The following is a 17851-nucleotide window of genomic DNA, read 5'->3' on the forward strand; positions in this document are numbered from 1 at the left end:
AGATTCCGACTCTTTTTGGTCATGAGACTTAAATCGCTTGTCACGGTGGGCCTCGCGGTGGTCCTCGGCCTCGCGTTCGGCGCCACGACCGCCCCGGCGGCCTCGGCGGCTGGTGCGCGCCCGGACTTCCAGATGCCGTTCCCCTGCGGCCAGGTGTGGACCGGCAACTCCGGCGCCAGCAGCGCCCACCAGTCGTACGAGATCGACTTCAACCGCGGCAGCACGGCCGACGCCGACTACGGCGACACGGTCGTGGCCGCGGCGGCCGGCACCGTGGCCATCTCGGCCCACCAGGGCTCGACGAACGGGTTCGGCAACCTCATCAAGATCGACCACGGCGGCGGCTGGTTCACCTACTACGCCCACCTGAGCCTGCGCTCGGTCAGCGCGGGGGCCCACGTCACCCAAGGCCAGAAGATCGGCGAGGTCGGCAACACCAGCAAGCCGGGCAACAACATCGCCCCGCACCTGCACTACGAGGTGCGCACGAGCGACACGTCCTACCCCGCCAACATCCAGAAGGCGGTGTTCAACGGGGTCACCTTCGGCTACCCCGCGCAGACCGTGACCTCGCACAACTGCGGCGGCACATCGGCCAACCCCTACACCCCGCAGGAGGTGTGCGGCAGCGGCTACTCGGTGATCGACTCGGCCGCCCTCGGCGCGGCGGGCACCGTTTACCTGCTCTACAACTCCGGCAACGGCAACAACTGCGTCGTCACCATGAAGAAGACGTCACTGGGCACGGCCACCGCGACCACCGCCTACCTGGAGGTCCAGGGCAGAAGCCGGGTGACCGACTCCGGCAGCTACGGCTACTACGCCGGACCGGTGCGCGCCTCGGCCTCGGGCACCTGCGTCAAGTGGGGCGGCAAGGCGGGCTCGTCCTCCTACGACAGCCCCTTCGAGCACTGTGGCTGACCCGCACCGGCTGACCCCCATGACCGGATCCCTGATCGTCCACGCACCCCGGCGTACGGCCCTGACCGCCGCCGGCGTCGTGACGCTCCTGCTGTGCCTGGCCGGGCTCGTCCCGGCCGCGCACGCCTCGGCCGCCGAGGGCCCGCTCGCCGGCGCCTTCACCCGGGCGGCGGCGGCCCACGGCGTCCCCCGCGACCTGCTCGTCGCGCTCGCCTACGCCGAGACCCACCTCGACGGCCACGACGGCAGGCCGAGCGCGAGCGGCGGGTATGGCGTGGCGCACCTGGTCACCAATCCCACGCTGCACACCCTGGAGGAGGCGGCGCGGCTCACCGGAGCGCCGGTCGCCTCGCTCAAGGCCGACGACGCGGCCAACGTGGCGGGCGCGGCGGCCGTCCTGCGGGCCGGGGCCGACGCCCTGGGCCTGGACGCCGCCGCCCGCGCCGACGCCGGCCGCTGGTACACCGCCGTCGCGCGCTACGGCGGGGCGGGCACGCCCGAGGTCGCCCGCCTGTACGCCGACGCCGTCTACGACCTGCTGTCGGCCGGGTTCACCACACGGACGCCGGCGGGCGAGACGATCACGGTGGCCGCCCGCCCGGTGAATCCGGACCGGGGAGCCCTCGCGAACGTCCGCGACCTCGACCAGCCGGAGAACCGCACGCTCGCCGCGGCGGCCGTCGACTACCCCGGCGCGACGTGGGTGGCGGCAAGCACCGCCAACTACGCGGTGTCCGACCGGCCGGCGAGCGACACGATCGACCGCATCGTCATCCACGTCACCCAGGGCTCGTACGCCGGGACGATCTCCTGGTTCCAGAACCCCGCCGCCCAGGTCTCGGCGCACTACGTCGTACGGTCCTCCGACGGCGCGATCACCCAGATGGTGCGGGAGAAGGACCGGGCCTGGCACGCCGGCAACTCCGACTACAACCACCACTCCATCGGCATCGAGCACGAGGGATACGTGGACGACGCGTCCTGGTTCACCGACGCGATGTACCGCTCCTCGGCCGCCCTCGTCCGCTCCGTCGCCGCGCGGTACGGCATCCCCAAGGACCGGTCCCACATCGTGGGGCACTCCCAGGTCCCCGGCTCCGACCACACCGATCCCGGGCCGCACTGGGACTGGAACACGTACATGCAGTACGTCACGGGCGGCGGCGGGACCGGGAACCCGTACACGCCGGAGCAGGTGTGCGGCAGCGGCTATTCGGTGATCGACTCGGCCGCCCTCGGCACGGCGGGCACCGTCTACCTGCTCTACAACTCCGGCAACGGCAACAACTGCGTCGTCACCATGAAGAAGACCTCGCTGGGAACGGCCACCGCGACCACCGCCTACCTGGAGGTCCAGGGCAGAAGCCGGGTGACCGACTCCGGCGGCTACGGCTACTACGCCGGACCGGTCAGAGCGTCCGCGGCGGACAAGTGCGTGAAGTGGGGAGGCAAGGCGGGCTCGTCCACCTACGACAGCCCCTTCGAGCACTGTGGTTGACCTCACCGGCTGACCCTCACCGGCTGACCTCTTCCGGGATCGGTCCTGGTCCCGGGCAATGGCCGGCACATGATCTGGAGCATGATCCGGGGCCTCCGCGCGCGCCGCGCGGGGGCCCTCGCGCTGCTCTGTGACATTGGCGAGGACATTGGCGAGGACATGGGCGAGGAGATCGATGAGGAGATTGATGAGAGCGTGGGCACCGCGACGTGTAGACCGCGCTGGGAGGGCAATAAGGGCCTGATTCGGCACTCTTCGTGGGCGACTCATGCCTGCGGAACCACCCTCACCAGAGGACAGCAATGAGCGACCAGCCGCCCGAGTGGGCGAGAAACCTAGAGAAAGCGGCGATCGAGGCGGCCAGGGCGGTCGAACGCGCCGGCCGGGCCCTCGGCAAGGCGGTGGAGCAGGCAGGGCGCACAGCCAAGGCCCAGGCGGCGATGGCGGCCGCCTACCAGGCGGATCTGGAAGCGCTGGAAAGGGTGCTGCGGGATCTTCCCGCGGAGCAGGTCAGGGACATCTCGGCGGCCGCGGCGGTGGTGACGGCGACCGCCGACCAGGTGCTCACCCAGACGCCGAAGGACGACCTTTGAGCCGGGGGCGGCGGACGCACTCGCCCCCTTCCCCGAAGCGACCATGCCCGAAGCGACGCCCAGGAGCGACCCGCCGATGTCCACAGCCTGTGGACAACCGCACGGCATCTCTCGGCTCCTGCGCTTCTCCCCCCTCCTCTGCTTCTCCCGCCTCCCGCGCTTCCCACATGCTGCGCCTCTCCCACTCCTTGTGGTTTTCCGCACCCCCGGGATGCGGCGCACCGGAGGGAGGCCGGCGGCGCCCCTCATGGTGACCGCGTCGCCCCGCTTCTAGCGTCGTCCGCATGGACATCACGGAAATCGGAGGGATCGCCGGGTGGGCGATGGAGCTCACCGAACGCCTGGGCGCGCCTGGCGCCGGCGTCGCGATCGCTCTGGAGAACCTGTTCCCCCCGCTGCCCAGCGAGGTCATCCTGCCGCTCGCCGGGTTCACCGCCGCGCGCGGGGACATGAGCCTGGTCGCCGCCCTCCTGTGGACGACCGCGGGCTCCGTCGTGGGAGCGCTCGCGCTGTACTGTGTGGGCGCACTGCTCGGCCGGGAGCGTACGGTGGCCATCGCGGCACGGCTGCCGCTGGTCAAGATCTCCGACATCGAGAAGGCGGAGGCGTGGTTCGCCCGGCATGGTGTGAAGACGGTGTTCTTCGGGCGCATGATCCCGATCTTCCGCAGCCTGATATCGGTCCCCGCCGGTGTGGAACGCATGCCGCTCGGCACCTTCCTGCTGTTCACCACGCTCGGCAGCCTGATCTGGAACACCGTGTTCGTGCTGGCGGGTTACCTGCTCGGCGAGAACTGGCACCTCGTCGAGGAATACATGGGGATCGTGTCCAAGGTGGTCGTGGCGGCCGTCGTGCTCGTCGTCGTCCGGTTCGCGGCCGTACGGCTGCGGGAACGGCGCGGCCAGAGACGCCATGCGCGTTGACCAGCCGCTTCCCGGGCGAGTGCGCCTGCCGTCCCGCGCGGCGCGAACCGCCGCGAAGGAGCCGATGAACGTCGCACGCGCCCTCAGGACCCTGGCGGCGCTGGTCATCGGCACGCTGACGGCGGTCGTCGAGCTGGCCTGCCTGCTGGTGGCCGCGCCGGTCGCCCTGCTCTGCCTGCCGCACGCCGCCGCGCGACGGGCCGGGGAACGGGCGCTGCGAGCCGTGGCCGTGCGGCTGGCTCAGGTCGAGATCCGCAGGCTCGGTCTGCTCGGCGGGTTCGACCTCGACACCGGGACCGGGCGGCTGACCGGGTATCTCGCGGCCCGGTGGCCGATCGGCCTGCTCGGCGGCCTCGTGCTCTTCCTGCTGTGGCTGGGGGTGAGCGAGGGGGTGCGGCTGGTGTGGGGCTGGGCCCACGGGGAGAACTACGACGGCATCCCGCCCACTCCCGGCGTGCTCGCCTACATCGGAGTGTCCGCGGTGGTGCTGCTCTTCCTCGACATCATGGGCATCCAGGGTGTCGCCGCCCTGGAGCTGCGGATCGCCCGCCGCTTCCTCGGGCCCAGCCCCACCGAGCTGCTGGAGCGCCGCATCGACGAGCTGGCCAGGACCCGCGCCGGCGTCGTGAGCGCGGTGGACCAGGAGCGGCGCAGGATCGAGCGCGACCTGCACGACGGCGTGCAGCAGCGGCTGGTGGCGCTCGCCGTGCTGATCGGGCGGGCCCGGCGCGGGCGCGCCCCGCAACTGCGCGACGACCTGCTCCAGCAGGCCCACGAGGAGGCCCAGGAGGCCCTGCGCGAGCTGCGCGAGGTCGCCTGGCGGGTCTACCCGGCCGAGCTCGACACGCTCGGGCTGCGCGAGTCCCTGTCCGCCGTCGCCGAGCGGGCCGGCGTGCCCGTCACGGTCGCGTACGGCCTGAGCGCGCGCCCGCCCACCGAGGCGGAGACGGCGGTCTACTTCGTCGTACGGGAGGCCGTGACGAACGCCGCCAAGCACGCGGCGGCGGGGCAGGTCCGGGTGGAGATCCTGGAGGACGGGGACACGATCGTCGTGCGGGTGCGCGACGACGGGCGGGGCGGCGCCGACCCCGGCGGAGGCGGCCTGTCCGGGCTGGCCCGCAGGGTCGCCGCGCTGGACGGCCGGTTCCGGGTGGACAGCCCGCCCGGCGGCCCGACCACCGTGAGCGCGGAGCTGCCCCGCGCGTGACCCCGGCCGAAAGCCGGATCCTCCTGCGGGAGGGGCTCGTCCGGCCACCCGCCGAGCAGGGGCAACGATCGGCTGTCGTCGGCGTACGCGCGTCGCATGGCCGCCTTCAGACCGGTGACAGCTCGCCGTACGGCGTTATCGTCAGCGGCATGACCGCTCGCTCGCTCGGGAGAACGTGGCCGTTCTAAGGAACCTTTAAAGGTGGCTGAAACCACGCCAGAGGCCGCGATATTTGCGTTGTCCCCACGACGCCGGCACTCGTCCGGCGCGCTCCGTGGACGAAAGGCATCGCAATGATGAAACGCACACGGCTGGTCGTGGCCACGGTCACGCTCGCCACACTGGCCGCGACCGGTACGGCAGCGGCGGCCGGCCCGGCACCGACACCCGGCGCTGCGAAATCCGACTCCGCGACGGTCAAGGTAGACGGGAAGTCCAGGGCGGGCGCGGATGCCAAATTCGCCGCGATCGCGGCGAAACTCGGAGTGACGACCGAGCGGCTCAACGCCGCGCTGGTCGCGGCCAAGACGTCTCTGGCCGACTCGGCCGACGTCACGCCGGAGGCCTTCGTCTCGGCGGTCGCGGCCACCCTGGGGCTGCCGGTCTCGCAGGTTCAGGAAGCTCTGGGGCCGATGGTCGCCGCGCCCGCACCGCGTCGTGACGACCAGGGCAAGCTGGGCTGCATGGACGAAAAGGCCCGGGACGGCTCGCCGGACTCGCCGTTCACCACCGACGCCGCAGCGGCGTCCCTGGCCGCGGCGCTCGGTGTCGATCAGGCCAAGGCCAAGGCCGCTCTGGCCGCCTTGGTGGCGCTGGGCAGAGTCCGTCCGACCTCAAAGGCCTTCGGTGACATCGCCGCCTCGCTCGGGGTCGGCTCCGACCAACTCGATGCCGCGCTGAGGGAGCTGAAGCGGTCACTGAGCCAGGGCTGACAGCCACCGCGTCTCATACAACTTCAGCATCGAGGGTGAGGATGGGCGACCATGCGGATACTCGTGGTGGACGACGACCCGGCTGTGCGGCGGTCCTTGGAGCATGCGTTGCGCCGGGACGGCTACGACGTGTCGTCCGCCGCCGATGGGGCGTCCGCCCTCGCCGAGCACGGCGTGTTCCGCCCGGACGCGGTGGTTCTCGACGTCCTCATGCCCGAACCGAACGGGCTGGAGGTGTGCCGGACGCTACGTGAGGGCGGGCACGACACGCCGATCCTGATGCTCACGGCCCGGGACCTGGTCATCGACCGGGTCGCCGGGCTCGACGCGGGGGCCGACGATTACCTGGCCAAGCCCTTCGCCTTGGAGGAGCTGCGGGCCCGGCTCAGAGCCCTGCTCCGGCGCAGCGGCGCCAGGGCCGAGGTGCTGCACTTCGCGGACGTCGACCTGGACGTGAGCGGCTGCAGGGCCGAGCGTGCCGGCCGGCGCCTGGAGCTGACCAAGACGGAGCTGTCCCTGCTGGAGCTGTTCCTGCGCAACCCCGGCCGGGTGCTGAGCCGGACCCAGATCTTCGAGTCCGTCTGGGGCTACGACTTCGGCCCCGAGTCGAACGCGCTGTGGGTGTACATCAGCTACCTGCGAAGCAAACTCGAAGCGGACGGCGGCGGCAGATTGATCCAGACGGTGCGCGGCCTGGGGTATGTCCTGCGCGAGGAGCCATGAACCTGCGCACCCGGCTGGCGATCGCCGGCGGTTCCGTGGTCGCGGGCGCCCTGGTGCTCGTGTCGGTGGTCCTGTATCCGGCCGTGAACGCCAACCTCCGCGGCCAGATGGACAGCGCCCTGGTCGCGGCCGCCGGCCGGGCGCCGGACGTGGCCGCGGCCATCAAGGCCAAGTTCAGGGACGCCAACGGGGAACCGGGCTTCCCGACTGCTCCGCTGGGGATCGGAAGCACCCAGCTGCAGATCGTGCCAGGCCCGGTCCAGGTCGGGCCGTCGACGGAGTTCGTCGACCTCACCGCCCGCGACGTCGCCGTCGCGGACGGCACCGCAGGCGCCTACTTCCGTGACGCGGTCTACGACGGAGTCGCCTACCGGGTCTACACCGCCCAACTGCCCGAATCATCGGGGACGCTCGTACGCACAGCCATCCCGGAATCCGATCCCGCACCCACGCTACGCGAACTCGCGTGGCTGCTCGCCGGCTCGACGGTGGCCGCCGGACTTCTGGCGGCACTGGCCTCACGCCTGGCGGCACGCCGCGTCCTCCGCCCGGTGCACCAGCTCACCGAGACCGTCGAACTGATCCGCACGACCGGCGACCTGTCCATCCCGATCCCCGCCGACGGCCGGGACGAGATCGGCCGGCTCGGCTCGGCGTTCGCGGCGATGACCGCCGCCCTGGACGAATCGGTCGGCGCCCAGCGCCGTCTGGTGGCCGACGCCTCGCACGAACTGCGCACACCGCTGACGAGCCTGACGGTGAACCTCGAGCTGCTGTCGGAGAACCCGGCCGACGCGCAGGCCCCACTGCTCGCCGCCGAAGCGGTCGGCCAGGCCGCCGAACTCACGACACTGGTCAACGACCTGGTCGACCTGGCCCGCTACGGCCAGGCCCCGTTCCACACCGAAGACGTCCGCCTCGACCTCGTCGCCGAGCGCGTCGCGGCCCGCGCGGCGCGTCGGGTGCCGCAGATCGAATTCGAGCTGGCCTGCGCGCCCACTCTCGTCCACGGAGACCCCGACGCCCTGGAACGCGCCGTCGCGAACCTCGTCGACAACGCCGTGAAATGGAGCCCGTCCGACGGCCGGATCAGGATCAGCGTCAAGGCGGGCACCCTCGAGGTCGCAGACGCCGGCCCGGGGATTCCCGACAGCGACCTCGAATTCGTCTTCGACCGCTTCTACCGATCACCCGCGGCCCGCGCGCACCCTGGCTCCGGACTGGGCCTGGCCATCGTCCGGCAGGTCGCCGAGGCTCATGGCGGCACGGCCGAAGCCGTGCCGTGTCAGAGCGGCGCGTTACTGCGGCTGATACTGCCGACGTGCATCGAACACACGGAGCCCTAGGCACCCCCCGGTGATGTGCCTCGGGTTCCGTGAGTCGGCTTGGTGCTCGATGCGATCCGGCCGCCTTACAGGCCCTAACCGAGGTGCCTGGCGAAGAACCGCAGCGAGCTGCCGGTCTCGAACTCGGGGATCTCCCCGTGATCGCCGGGGTTGGCGTGCAGCGTCTTGTCGGCCGACCCCAGAGCGTCGAACAGCGCCAGGCCCTGGGCTCGCGGCACCTTGTCGTCGTCCCACTGGAGCAGGAACCGCACCGGGACGGTGACCAGGGCGGCGGCCTCGGCCATCCCGTCCACGCCGAGCAGGCCCAGCACCGCCGCGCGGACCCGGGGCTCGGCGGCGACGAAGGGCACACCGAGCCCGCAGCCCATCGACATGCCGAAGTAGCCCACAGGGCCGGCGCCGACGACGTCGAGTTCCTGCACAGCGGTCAGGACCGCCTGCCATTCCGGGACGGCGTGGCCGGCCAGGAACGTGTGCATGGTGGCGAGATGCGAGGCGACGTCCTCACCCGCGGCCATGCCGGCCCGCAACCGGGCCGCGACCTCGGCGAATTCCTCGGTTTTCGGCCGATCGCCGTGGTTGGGCGCATCGACCGCGACCACCGCGAAACCGCCCTCGGTGACGAAACGGCGCGCGCGGGCCACGATGCCGGGGGCCTTCTTGTGCTGCCCGCCGCCGTGGCCCATCAAAATCAGGGGACGAGCCCCGGCGGCGTCTTCCGGCGTCCACAACACACCGGGAATCTCGCCGAGGATGAACAGCTGTTCGGTGACGCCGTCCGACGACGTCCGAGAGATGAAGCGCAAAGCGTTACACGCCTTTCGGGATGCCTTCTGCGGGCGCTCCCTAGACCATGAAACGGAGGGAGCCCCGACCTGCCACAGCGTTGATCGGTCTCACCTCCTCGGGTCGCGGCGATGCACGGCGACGCCGAACGTATCACCGGACGGCGCAGAGCTCCCAGTGATTTATCACCAGGAGCTCTGCGCGGCCTCCCCGTCGGGCGGGTCAGCGTCGCCTGGGTCAGCGTCGGCCAGGTCAGCGTCGGCCGGGTCAGCGTCGCCCGAGGTCCGCGCGCTTGGCGGCGGCGACCACCGAGACCCAGGCCATCGCGACGAGCACGCCGACGCACAGGGTGAGGGAGCCGGCCCGCCCGCCGGACATGGCCCATCCGTTGCCCAGCAGGAGAGCCAGGCCGCCGAGCCGGGAGGCGACCGCGTGCCGGGCCCGCCCCGCGCGGGCGAAGTGCCGGCCGAGGACGAAGCAGGCCGCGATCAGCGCGGTGAAGGCCACCGAGCCGGACGCCATGTGCAGCATCGCGTGCCAGCTCATCCCGGCCGGAGCCCCCAGCGGGGTGCCGGCGGGGAAGCCGTCCCCCGGATCCATGCTGAAGACCCCGGCGCCCGCGAGTCCGGCGCCCTCGACGAGCAGCAGCCTGGGCGCCCACGTCCCTCCGGGCGTGCCGCGCATGACCCTGCGCAGTCCGATCGCCCCGGCGACCGTCAGGACGGCGGTGATCCAGAAGTTGCCGATCTGCAGCCACCCGAGGTCGCCGGTGCTGAGCATGCTGAGCGGGTGACGGAGCAGGTCGAACCCCTCGCGGGTGAACGCCTGCGTCAGCGAGACGATCCCGAAGACGGGCGTGGTGAGCACGGCGCAGGTGAGCAGCGCACGCATCGATCCCGTGGAGACCGCCGTGCTCGTGGCGCCCGCCGAGCCCGGCGCGGGACGCCGCGCGGCCGGCCGCACGGTGAGCTGAGGGGTGAGCTGGGAGGTGAGCCGGGAGGTGAGCTGAGATGTGCGCCGGGTGGTGCGGTGGGAGGTGAGCTGGGTGGTGTCCTGCGTGGCGGTCATGGCCGTTCCCTTCTTCGGTGTCCCGGTCTTCCATGTCCCGGTCTTCGGTGTCCCGAGCTCCGGTGGTCCGGGCTCCGGTGGTCCGGGGCTTCGCGTCCCGGGCTCCGGTGTCCCGGGCTCCGGTGGTCCGGGGCTTCGCGTCCCGGGCTCCGGTGTCCCGGTCTCGGTGTCCCGAGGCTTCGGTGGTCCGGTCTTCGGTGGTCTGGGCCGGTGTGGTGTCCGGCCTCGCTGACGCGTCGAACGGCGGCCGCGCGATTCGACCGTCCGTGCCCGCCCGTGCCCGCTCGTGCCGACCGCCCGCCGCCTACCCCGCCGACCTGCGGCGACAGTCGCGAGTGCGCATTCCCTGTCAGATGCGCATTCCCTGTCACATCGAGCCGAAGGCCCAGGTCACGACGTGTCAGGATCGGAGCCGGTCGATTCCGGCTCGTCCCGTACGACGTGGAGGTGACGGCGGGACCGGCGAACGGCCCGGCCAGACCAGAGGATCGGAAAGAAGGAGAACGACGATGCGGTTTCTGATGACCACCAAGGGCGGCTCCCGCACACCGGATGCGGCGATGATGGCCGAGATGGGCGCCTTCATCGAGGAGATGACCAGGACGGGCGTGCTGCTGGCCACCGGCGGGCTGGAGCCGGGCGGCCTGCGGATGATCTCCTCCGGCGGTGAGATCACCGTGACCGACGGCCCCTTCACCGAAGCGAAGGAGGCGATCGTCAGCTTCGCCCTGATCGAGGCGCGGTCCCGCGAGGAGGCCGTGGAACTGGCCCGCGGCTTCTGGAAGATCGTCGGCGACGGCGAGGGCTCGGTCCAGCGGGTGTTCGGCCCCGAAGACGCCCCCGGGCCCGGCCCCCGCTGACACCGGAGCACGCCGGGCAAGGCCGTGATCAGGCAGAGGTCCGGCCCGCAGGCGCCCCCGGTGCCGTACGCACCGGGTTGCGCGGCGGGCGGGCCGGTGCTGTCATCGGTCGGGTGACGTCGCTGGACGCTCACCGCGTCGTGGACGCGGTCTGGAAGATGGAGTCCGCGAGGATCGTCGCCGGCCTCGTGCGGATGGTCGGAGACGTCGGCCTGGCGGAGGAACTGGCGCAGGACGCCGTCCTCGCCGCGCTGGAGCAGTGGCCCGAGGCGGGCGTCCCGGGCAACCCGGGCGCCTGGCTCATGGCCGTCGCCAAGCGCCGCGCCGTCGATCACCTACGCCGGGAGGAGCGGCGCGACCGCGGGCAGGAGCAGCTCGCCCACGATCTCGCCACCCGCCCCGACGACGGCGAGCGTGACGTGGACGACGTGGTGAACGCGCTCGACGGAGAGGTCGGCGACGACGTCCTGCGGCTGATGTTCGTCTCCTGTCACCCGGTGCTGTCCACCGAGGCCCGGGTCGCGCTCACGCTGCGGCTGATCGGCGGCCTGCGCACCGACGAGATCGCGAGGGCCTTCCTCATCTCCGAGAGCGCCGTCGCCCAGCGGATCGTGCGGGCCAAGCGGGCGCTCGCCGACGCGCATGTCCCCTTCGAGGTCCCGTCAGGGCCGGAGCGGGCGGCCCGGCTGTCGTCGGTGCTCGAAGTGATCTATCTCGTGTTCAACGAGGGATACGCGGCGACGGCGGGCGACGAGCTGATGCGCCCGTCCCTCTGCCTGGAGGCGCTGCGCCTGGGCCGCGTCCTGGCCGAGCTGACCCCGGACGAGGCCGAGGTGCACGGCCTGGTCGCGCTGATGGAGCTGCAGCAATCGCGCTCGGCCGCGCGTACCGGTCCGTCGGGGGAGCCCGTCGTGCTGCACGAGCAGAACCGGGGGCGCTGGGACCCGCTGCTCATCCGGCGCGGCTTCGCGGCGCTGCTGCGGGCGCGGCAGGCCGGCGGTCCCCTCGGCCCGTACGTGCTGCAGGCGGCCATCGCGGCCTGCCATGCCGGGGCGGCCACGCCGGAGGAGACCGACTGGCCGCAGATCGCGGCGCTCTACGAGGCCCTCGTCCGGGTGCTGCCCACGCCGGTCGCCCAGCTCAACCGCGCGGTGGCGCTCGCCATGGCCTACGGGCCGCGCGCCGGTCTCACGCTCGTGGACACGCTGACCGGCGAACCGGCGCTCAAGGGCTACCACCTGCTGCCCGCCGTACGCGGGGATCTGCTGGCCCGGCTGCACCGGCACGACGAGGCCCGGACGGAGTTCGAACGCGCCGCGTCCCTCACCCGCAACAGCGCGGAACGAGCAGTGCTGCTGCGGCGCGCCGCGACCTGCGCGGAGGAGGCCGGAAAAGCCGGGGAGACCGGGAATGCCAGGAAAACCGGGAAGGCCGCGGCGACCGGGAAGACCAGGGAAGCCGGAGAGACCGAGGGGAAGGCCAAGGAGACCGGGGAAGCCGCGGAGGCCGGGGGGAAGGCCGCGGAGGCCGGGGATGCCGGCCTGGCGGATGCGCACGTCACGCTCGGCGGGGCGGCGGGGCTCTTCCTCGCCCGGCCCGATCTGAGCGCCGACACCATGCGGTCCTACAGACAGACCCTGACGCGGCTGTGCCGGCACCTCGGCGAGAAGGCCCCGCTGCGGGACGTGACGTCCCACCGGGTCGCCGAGGTCTTCGCCGCGGCGTGGGGCACGGCAGCGGGCGCGACCTGGAACAGGCACCGTGCGGCGCTTCGGTCGTTCGCCACGTGGGCGGCCGAGCGCGGCTGGGCCGCCACCGATCTCGCCGCCTCGCTCGACCGGCGGCCCGAGCCCCGTGCCCGCACCCGCCCCATCGACCGGTCGCGGCTGGAGAGCCTGTGGAAGCGGCCGGACATCCCGCTGCGCGAGCGCACGCTGTGGCTGCTGCTGTACGAGAGCGCGGCCCCGGCGGAGTGGGCGCTCTCGCTCAACGTGGAGGACCTCGACCTGCCCGGCATGCGCGGCGAGGTGAAGGCCAGAGGGCACTGGCTGCGGTGGCAGTCCGGCACGGCCGCGCTCCTGCCCCTCCTCGTCGAGGGCCGCCGCCGGGGTCCGCTGTTCCTCGCCGACCGCAGGCCGGGGCCGGGCCGTATGCCGGCGGCGGCCGACCTGTGCCCGGACACGGGCCGGGGGCGCCTGTCGTACGAGCGGGCGGAGTACCTGTTCAAACGGGCCACTGCGGACCTCGACCCGGAGGGCGGCGGCTGCACCCTGCACCGGCTGCGCCACTCGCGCCTGGCCCACCTCGGCGAGGACGGCTGGTCCGCGCCGATGCTGATGTCCCTGTCCGGCCACGGCAGCGTACGGACCCTGCACGGATTCGTCAGGATTCCGCGCCCTGCGGATACCGTTGCCTGAGTGCGGAGGAAAGCGGCATACCTCAAGGACGTCCTGCTTTGGGCCGTCCTCGGTCTGCCGGCGCTGTGGGCGGGACTCACGCGCATCCTGGCCGACAGGTACACCTGGCCCGAGGTGATCGCCGGGCTGGCGGCGATCGGTGTGGCCGTCGCGTTCGCCCGGCCCCGGCCGCTGGGGGCGATGCTCGTGACGGCCGCGCTGTGGGCGGGTTCGGTGGCCGTACGGGGCGACCCCACCGTCTTCTTCCCGGCCCTGGCGGTGATGAGCTACCAGGCCGGGGTGCGCATGTCTCGGGCCCGGCCCGCCCTGCTCGGTCTGTCGGGAGCCGCGGTGGTCGCCGCCGCCGTCGTCCCGCTCGTACGGTGGCTTCTCTCGGCGCAGTGGGACCTCGGCGCCTGGTTCTTCGCCGTCACGGGCATCGCGCTGTTCGGACTCGTCCCGTGGCTGGCGGGCCACGCCCGGCACCAGAGCCTGGCCCTGACCAGGGCGGGCTGGGAACGCGCCGGACGTCTGGAGCGTGAGCACCGCATGCTCGCCGAGCAGGCGAGGCTGCGGGAGCGGGCGGCCATCGCGAGGGAGATGCACGACCTGCTCGGTCACGACCTCAGCCTGGTCGCGCTGCGGATCGGGGCCCTGGAGGTCGACGCCGGCCTTCCCGAGAGCCGGCGCCGGGCGGCGGGCGAGGCCCGCGAGGCGGTCACCGCCGCGGCCGAGCGCCTGCGCGACATCGTCGCCGTGCTCAGGGACGGCGACGGCCCCGGCCTCGGCCCCGAACGCGAAAACACAGCGCGCGAAGACGCGGCACGCGAAGACGCGGCGCACGAAGACACGGCGCACGAAGACACGGCGCACGAGGACACGGCGGATCCGTCCGAGGAGAGCGTGGGCGAACTGGTCCGGCGCGCCGCGGCCGCCGGAATGCCGGTGACGCTGCACGGCGCCCAGGAGGATGCGCGGATCCCCGCGCCCGCGCTGGCGACCGTGCGGCGGGTCGTCCGCGAGGGGCTGACCAACGCCGCCAAGCACGCGCCCGGCGCCCCGGTCACCGTACGGCTCGCGCACGCACCGGGCGAGACCGTGGTCGGCGTCGCCAACGCCGCGTCCCGCCTGCAAGGGCGCGGCGTGACGGGCGGACACGGACTGCGGGCACTTGCGGAGCGGGTTCGCCGGCAGGGCGGGTCCCTGGAGAGCGGCCCCGCCGACGGCGGATTCGCCCTGACCGTACGGCTCCCGCACACCGTCCCCCCGAATGGCCCCCCGAATGGCCCCCCGAATGGCCCACCGAATGGCCACCCGGGTATCCCCACGAGTGTCTCCCCGGGTATCCCCTCGCCCGTCCCCCTGCGTGTTCCCCCGAGTGTTCCCCCGCGGACGGCGTCGCGGCCCGTGGAGCCGGAGCGGAAGCCGGATCTGGAGTTGGATCTGGAGTTGGAACTGGAGCTGGAGCCGGCGCTCGCGCTGGCCCGGCGGCGGGTGCGCCGTACGCGACTGGCCGCGGCGCTGGTCTGCGTGGCCGCGGCGGCCGGAGTGGCGGCGTTCGTGCTCGGGTTCACGGTCTACGAGGCGGCCACCTCGGTCCTGCCGCCGGCCGAGTTCGCGAAGCTGCGGGCCGGGCAGGCCGAGGCCGAGGTCGCGGCGGTGCTGCCGGCCAGGACCAGGATCGACGATCCGTCCTGGCCCGAGCCGCCGATCCCGCCGGGCGCCCGGTGCCGCTACTACAGCACCAACCCTGAGCCGTTCGGCGACCTGACGCTCTACCGGCTGTGCTTCGCCGGGGGGCGTCTGATCGCCAAGACCTTCCTGCCCTCCTGAGCGGCGCCCGGAGACTTTCCACGCTTGCCTACCATCAAGGCATGCACGCGATCCGGGTGGTCCTGGCCGACGACGAACCGGTGATCCGGGCCGGGGTGCGGGCGATCCTGGCGGCGGACCCGGACATCGACGTGGTCGCCGAGGCCGCCGACGGGCGCGAGCTGGTGGACGCCGTCCTGGCACACCGGCCCGACGTCGCGCTCGTCGACATCCGGATGCCCGGCCTGGACGGGCTGGCCGCCGCGGCCGAGGTGCGCAGGACCGCCCCCGGCACCGCCGTACTGATCATGACGTCCTTCGGTGAGGACGCCTACGTCGCCCGCGCGCTGGGCGACGGCGCGGCGGGGTTCCTGCTGAAGACCGGGGATCCGCGCGAGTTCCCCCTCGGGGTGCGGGCGGCGGCCGAGGGCGGGGCGTACCTGTCGCCGCCGGTGGCCGCACGGGTCATCCGGGGGCTCGCCGGCGACCGGCTGTCGCGCTCGGCCGCGGCCCGGGACCAGGTCGCGGCGCTGACCGGCCGGGAGCGCGAGGTGCTCGCCCTGGTCGGCGAGGGCCTGTCGAACGCGGGCATCGCCGCCCGCCTGCACCTCGCCGAGGGCAGCGTCAAGACCTACGTGAGCACGATCCTGGGAAAGCTCGGCGTGCCCAACCGGGTGCGGGCGGCGGTCATCGCCCATGAGGCGGGACTGGCGGGCGGGCGGTAGTCAGCACCGCCGCCAGCGCGGGGCGCCGCCGCATCGCGGCGACCAGGGCGGTCGCGGAGTTTCGCGGGGCCAGTAAGACCAGCGGCGCGATCAGCGCGCCGAACAGCAGGCCCGCCGCCACGTCGTGGGGGTAGTGAACGCCCACGAAGACCCTGGAGAACGCCTCCAGCAGCGCGAGCACCGGCGCCACCACCGCCATGCCGCGCCACAGGACGGCCAGCGCGACGGCCGCCGCCGCGGCGAAGGTCGCGTGGTTGCTCGGCAGCGACCAGTCGCCGTACGGCGGGCAGTGCGCCACGGTGACCACGTCGGCCAGGTCCCAGCAGGGGCGGCGCAGCCGCAGGACGCTCTTGACACCCTCACTCGCGAGATAGGCCGTCACCACCGCGACCGGGGCGAGCAGGGCGAGCGCCATCCTGCGGTCGTCCTCCCGCCGCGCCCGCCACCACCCGAGGACGAGGAACGCGAACAGGATCGCGGGGACGGCGTCCGTCGCGATCCCCGCCGCGTCGCGCACCCACGCGGGGGTGTGCAGGGCGAAGGCGGTGACCTCCCGATACCACTCGGCGCTGATGTCCGGGACGTCCTCGATCTCGTTGCCCACCGGTTCCCCTCCATGCCGCGTCTCGCCGGTCCGTCCGGCCCCTCGACCCTACGGACCGGACGGACCGGCGGGCACTCGCGGAAAGTCGCCGGTGACCCTTCACTTTCGTCAACGTTCTGCCGGGACGGCCACCCCCCGGCGGGCGAACCGCGTGTAGGCCAGGGCGGCGCCGCCGACCAGCAGCGGCCAGACGAGGTAGACCCCCGACGCGGCGACCAGCAGGGCGACCGCCACGAGCGCGAGCAGGGCGGCGGCCCTGGCCCGGCCGCGCGGCAGCAGCCGGATGGCGGCCGCCACGCCGATCGCGTAGACCACCACGAACGACCCGTTGGTCATCAGCACCAGCGGACGGATGCCCGTCCCCGCCGCGTACACGACGGCGAGCGACAGGAAGGACAGCACGGCGACGACGCCGAGGCTGCGCCGGGGCACCTCCCCGGCGACGCTGCCGCGCGACAGCCAGCCGGGCAGGGCGCCGTCGCGGCCGAGGGCCGCGCCGAGCTTGGCCGCCCCGGCCCAGTACGCGTTCATCGCGCCGAGCGTCAGCAGCAGCGCGGCGACGGCGGCGAGCAGCCGGGCGTTGCCGCCGAGACCGAGGGCCAGCAGGTCGCCGAGTGGCGCCCGCGCGCCTCCGGCGGCCGGGCCGAGGACGGCGACGGTGGCGAAGGCGACCGACAGGTACAGCACGCCGACGACCACGACGGCGGCCGCGGCGGCCCTGGGCAGGTCCCTGGCAGGCCTGCGGAAGTCGGCGGCGAGGTGCGTGATCGCCTCCCAGCCGGCGAAGCTCCACACCAGCAGGGCGGCCGCCGGGGCGACGGCCGTCCAGCCGTGCGGGGCGAACGGCCGCAGGTTGGCCATGTCGGCGTGCGGGAGCGACAGCGCGACGGCGACGACGAGCAACGCGACGAGCAGCCCGGCCAGCCCGAGCTGGACCCGGCCGGTCACCCGCAGGCCGGAGGCGTTCGACAGGGTCACGATCACCATCAGCCCCGCCGCCGTCAGCGTCGCGGTGCCGCTCCCGCCGCCCACCGCCGCGGCGACGTACTCGCCGCCGAACAGGGCCGCGGCGGCGGCGCTGGGCGGGATCGCGAAGTAGAAGCACCAGCCGACGACGACCGCGGCCCGGTCCCCGAAGGCGAGGCGGGCGTAGGTCGACACGCCGCCGGAGTCGGGGTGGCGCGCGCCGAGCGCGGCGAACGCCGCGGCCAGCGGGGCCGACAGCACGACCAGGCCGAGCCAGGCCAGCAGCGACGCCGGCCCCGCCGCCTGGGCCGCGAGCGCGGGCAGGGCGATGACGCCCGTGCCGAGCACCGCGCCGACGTACATCGCTGCGCCCTGGGCCGCCGTGAGACGGCCCAGCGGTGTGGCGGCCGGTGCGGCGGCCGATGGCGCAGCGGCCGATGGAGCAGCGGGGGCGGCGGCAGGGGTGACGCTCGTCTGAGTCATGCGCGTTC

Annotated in this window: 16 protein-coding genes; 12 read left to right on the plus strand and 4 right to left on the minus strand. The window is 73.2% G+C overall.

The window, feature by feature from the left end; all coding sequences use genetic code 11:
• Window positions 1-21: 21 nt before the first annotated feature.
• From ACGFIB_RS25550 to ACGFIB_RS25585, 8 genes are all read left to right on the plus strand, one after another.
• Window positions 22-921, plus strand: a complete 900-nt coding sequence (locus ACGFIB_RS25550; RefSeq protein WP_393375504.1) for a M23 family metallopeptidase — start codon at window positions 22-24, stop codon at window positions 919-921.
• A gap of 19 nt (window positions 922-940) precedes the next feature.
• Complete coding sequence (locus ACGFIB_RS25555) at window positions 941-2419, plus strand: N-acetylmuramoyl-L-alanine amidase (RefSeq protein WP_393375507.1); 1479 nt, start codon at window positions 941-943, stop codon at window positions 2417-2419.
• A 302-nt stretch (window positions 2420-2721) separates the two neighbouring features.
• A complete protein-coding gene (locus tag ACGFIB_RS25560; RefSeq protein ID WP_142574724.1) occupies window positions 2722-3012 on the plus strand; it encodes a hypothetical protein in 291 nt (96 codons plus the stop codon).
• A 284-nt stretch (window positions 3013-3296) separates the two neighbouring features.
• The gene (locus ACGFIB_RS25565) at window positions 3297-3935 is read left to right on the plus strand and encodes a DedA family protein (protein ID WP_191053561.1); all 639 of its coding nucleotides are present in this window, start codon (window positions 3297-3299) and stop codon (window positions 3933-3935) included.
• Between the two features lie 64 nt (window positions 3936-3999).
• Window positions 4000-5142, plus strand: a complete 1143-nt coding sequence (locus ACGFIB_RS25570) for a sensor histidine kinase (RefSeq protein ID WP_393375510.1) — start codon at window positions 4000-4002, stop codon at window positions 5140-5142.
• Between the two features lie 317 nt (window positions 5143-5459).
• On the plus strand, window positions 5460-6074 hold the full coding sequence (locus ACGFIB_RS25575) for a hypothetical protein (RefSeq protein WP_393375513.1): 615 nt from the start codon (window positions 5460-5462) through the stop codon (window positions 6072-6074).
• A 51-nt stretch (window positions 6075-6125) separates the two neighbouring features.
• Window positions 6126-6797: a response regulator transcription factor gene (locus tag ACGFIB_RS25580; protein WP_357245315.1), complete on the plus strand. Its 672-nt coding sequence runs from the start codon at window positions 6126-6128 to the stop codon at window positions 6795-6797.
• The gene (locus ACGFIB_RS25585) at window positions 6794-8143 is read left to right on the plus strand and encodes a sensor histidine kinase (protein WP_393375516.1); all 1350 of its coding nucleotides are present in this window, start codon (window positions 6794-6796) and stop codon (window positions 8141-8143) included. The genes ACGFIB_RS25580 and ACGFIB_RS25585 overlap by 4 nt, the downstream gene beginning before the upstream one ends.
• 74 nt (window positions 8144-8217) lie before the next feature.
• On the opposite strand, the gene ACGFIB_RS25590 is transcribed toward ACGFIB_RS25585, so the two are convergent.
• Together ACGFIB_RS25590 and ACGFIB_RS25595 are read right to left on the minus strand one after the other, a co-directional pair.
• A complete protein-coding gene (locus ACGFIB_RS25590) occupies window positions 8218-8949 on the minus strand; it encodes a dienelactone hydrolase family protein (protein ID WP_393375519.1) in 732 nt (243 codons plus the stop codon).
• Between the two features lie 247 nt (window positions 8950-9196).
• Window positions 9197-9997: a DUF998 domain-containing protein gene (locus ACGFIB_RS25595; protein ID WP_393375522.1), complete on the minus strand. Its 801-nt coding sequence runs from the start codon at window positions 9995-9997 to the stop codon at window positions 9197-9199.
• 509 nt (window positions 9998-10506) lie between these two features.
• Here ACGFIB_RS25595 and ACGFIB_RS25600 point away from each other — a divergent pair.
• From ACGFIB_RS25600 to ACGFIB_RS25615, 4 genes are all read left to right on the plus strand, one after another.
• On the plus strand, window positions 10507-10857 hold the full coding sequence (locus tag ACGFIB_RS25600; RefSeq protein WP_142574717.1) for a YciI family protein: 351 nt from the start codon (window positions 10507-10509) through the stop codon (window positions 10855-10857).
• A 113-nt stretch (window positions 10858-10970) separates the two neighbouring features.
• Complete coding sequence (locus ACGFIB_RS25605) at window positions 10971-13274, plus strand: sigma-70 family RNA polymerase sigma factor (RefSeq protein ID WP_393375525.1); 2304 nt, start codon at window positions 10971-10973, stop codon at window positions 13272-13274.
• Window positions 13275-15086 carry a sensor histidine kinase gene (locus tag ACGFIB_RS25610; protein ID WP_393375527.1) on the plus strand — a complete coding sequence of 604 codons (1812 nt, stop codon included), beginning with the start codon at window positions 13275-13277 and terminating at the stop codon, window positions 15084-15086.
• A gap of 41 nt (window positions 15087-15127) precedes the next feature.
• Complete coding sequence (locus tag ACGFIB_RS25615; RefSeq protein WP_393375529.1) at window positions 15128-15790, plus strand: response regulator transcription factor; 663 nt, start codon at window positions 15128-15130, stop codon at window positions 15788-15790.
• On the opposite strand, the gene ACGFIB_RS25620 is transcribed toward ACGFIB_RS25615, so the two are convergent.
• Together ACGFIB_RS25620 and ACGFIB_RS25625 are read right to left on the minus strand one after the other, a co-directional pair.
• Window positions 15753-16394: a phosphatase PAP2 family protein gene (locus ACGFIB_RS25620; protein WP_357262309.1), complete on the minus strand. Its 642-nt coding sequence runs from the start codon at window positions 16392-16394 to the stop codon at window positions 15753-15755. The genes ACGFIB_RS25615 and ACGFIB_RS25620 overlap by 38 nt on opposite strands.
• Before the next feature lie 108 nt (window positions 16395-16502).
• Window positions 16503-17843, minus strand: coding sequence for an APC family permease (locus ACGFIB_RS25625; protein WP_393375532.1), 1341 nt, complete (start codon window positions 17841-17843; stop codon window positions 16503-16505).
• Between the last annotated feature and the right edge of the window lie 8 nt (window positions 17844-17851).

Source organism: Microbispora bryophytorum (assembly GCF_043197435.1).
Taxonomy (GTDB): domain Bacteria; phylum Actinomycetota; class Actinomycetes; order Streptosporangiales; family Streptosporangiaceae; genus Microbispora; species Microbispora bryophytorum.

Excerpts from the sequence above, each read along its gene's own strand:
- ACGFIB_RS25615 (WP_393375529.1), top strand. The coding sequence starts at position 15,128 with ATGCACGCGATCCGGGTGGTCCTGGCCGACGACGAACCGGTGATCCGG.
- ACGFIB_RS25625 (WP_393375532.1), bottom strand. The coding sequence starts at position 17,843 with ATGACTCAGACGAGCGTCACCCCTGCCGCCGCCCCCGCTGCTCCATCG.
- ACGFIB_RS25565 (WP_191053561.1), top strand. The coding sequence starts at position 3,297 with ATGGACATCACGGAAATCGGAGGGATCGCCGGGTGGGCGATGGAGCTC.
- ACGFIB_RS25550 (WP_393375504.1), top strand. The coding sequence starts at position 22 with ATGAGACTTAAATCGCTTGTCACGGTGGGCCTCGCGGTGGTCCTCGGC.
- ACGFIB_RS25585 (WP_393375516.1), top strand. The coding sequence starts at position 6,794 with ATGAACCTGCGCACCCGGCTGGCGATCGCCGGCGGTTCCGTGGTCGCG.
- ACGFIB_RS25595 (WP_393375522.1), bottom strand. The coding sequence starts at position 9,997 with ATGACCGCCACGCAGGACACCACCCAGCTCACCTCCCACCGCACCACC.
- ACGFIB_RS25555 (WP_393375507.1), top strand. The coding sequence starts at position 941 with ATGACCGGATCCCTGATCGTCCACGCACCCCGGCGTACGGCCCTGACC.
- ACGFIB_RS25560 (WP_142574724.1), top strand. The coding sequence starts at position 2,722 with ATGAGCGACCAGCCGCCCGAGTGGGCGAGAAACCTAGAGAAAGCGGCG.
- ACGFIB_RS25600 (WP_142574717.1), top strand. The coding sequence starts at position 10,507 with ATGCGGTTTCTGATGACCACCAAGGGCGGCTCCCGCACACCGGATGCG.
- ACGFIB_RS25580 (WP_357245315.1), top strand. The coding sequence starts at position 6,126 with ATGCGGATACTCGTGGTGGACGACGACCCGGCTGTGCGGCGGTCCTTG.
- ACGFIB_RS25570 (WP_393375510.1), top strand. The coding sequence starts at position 4,000 with ATGAACGTCGCACGCGCCCTCAGGACCCTGGCGGCGCTGGTCATCGGC.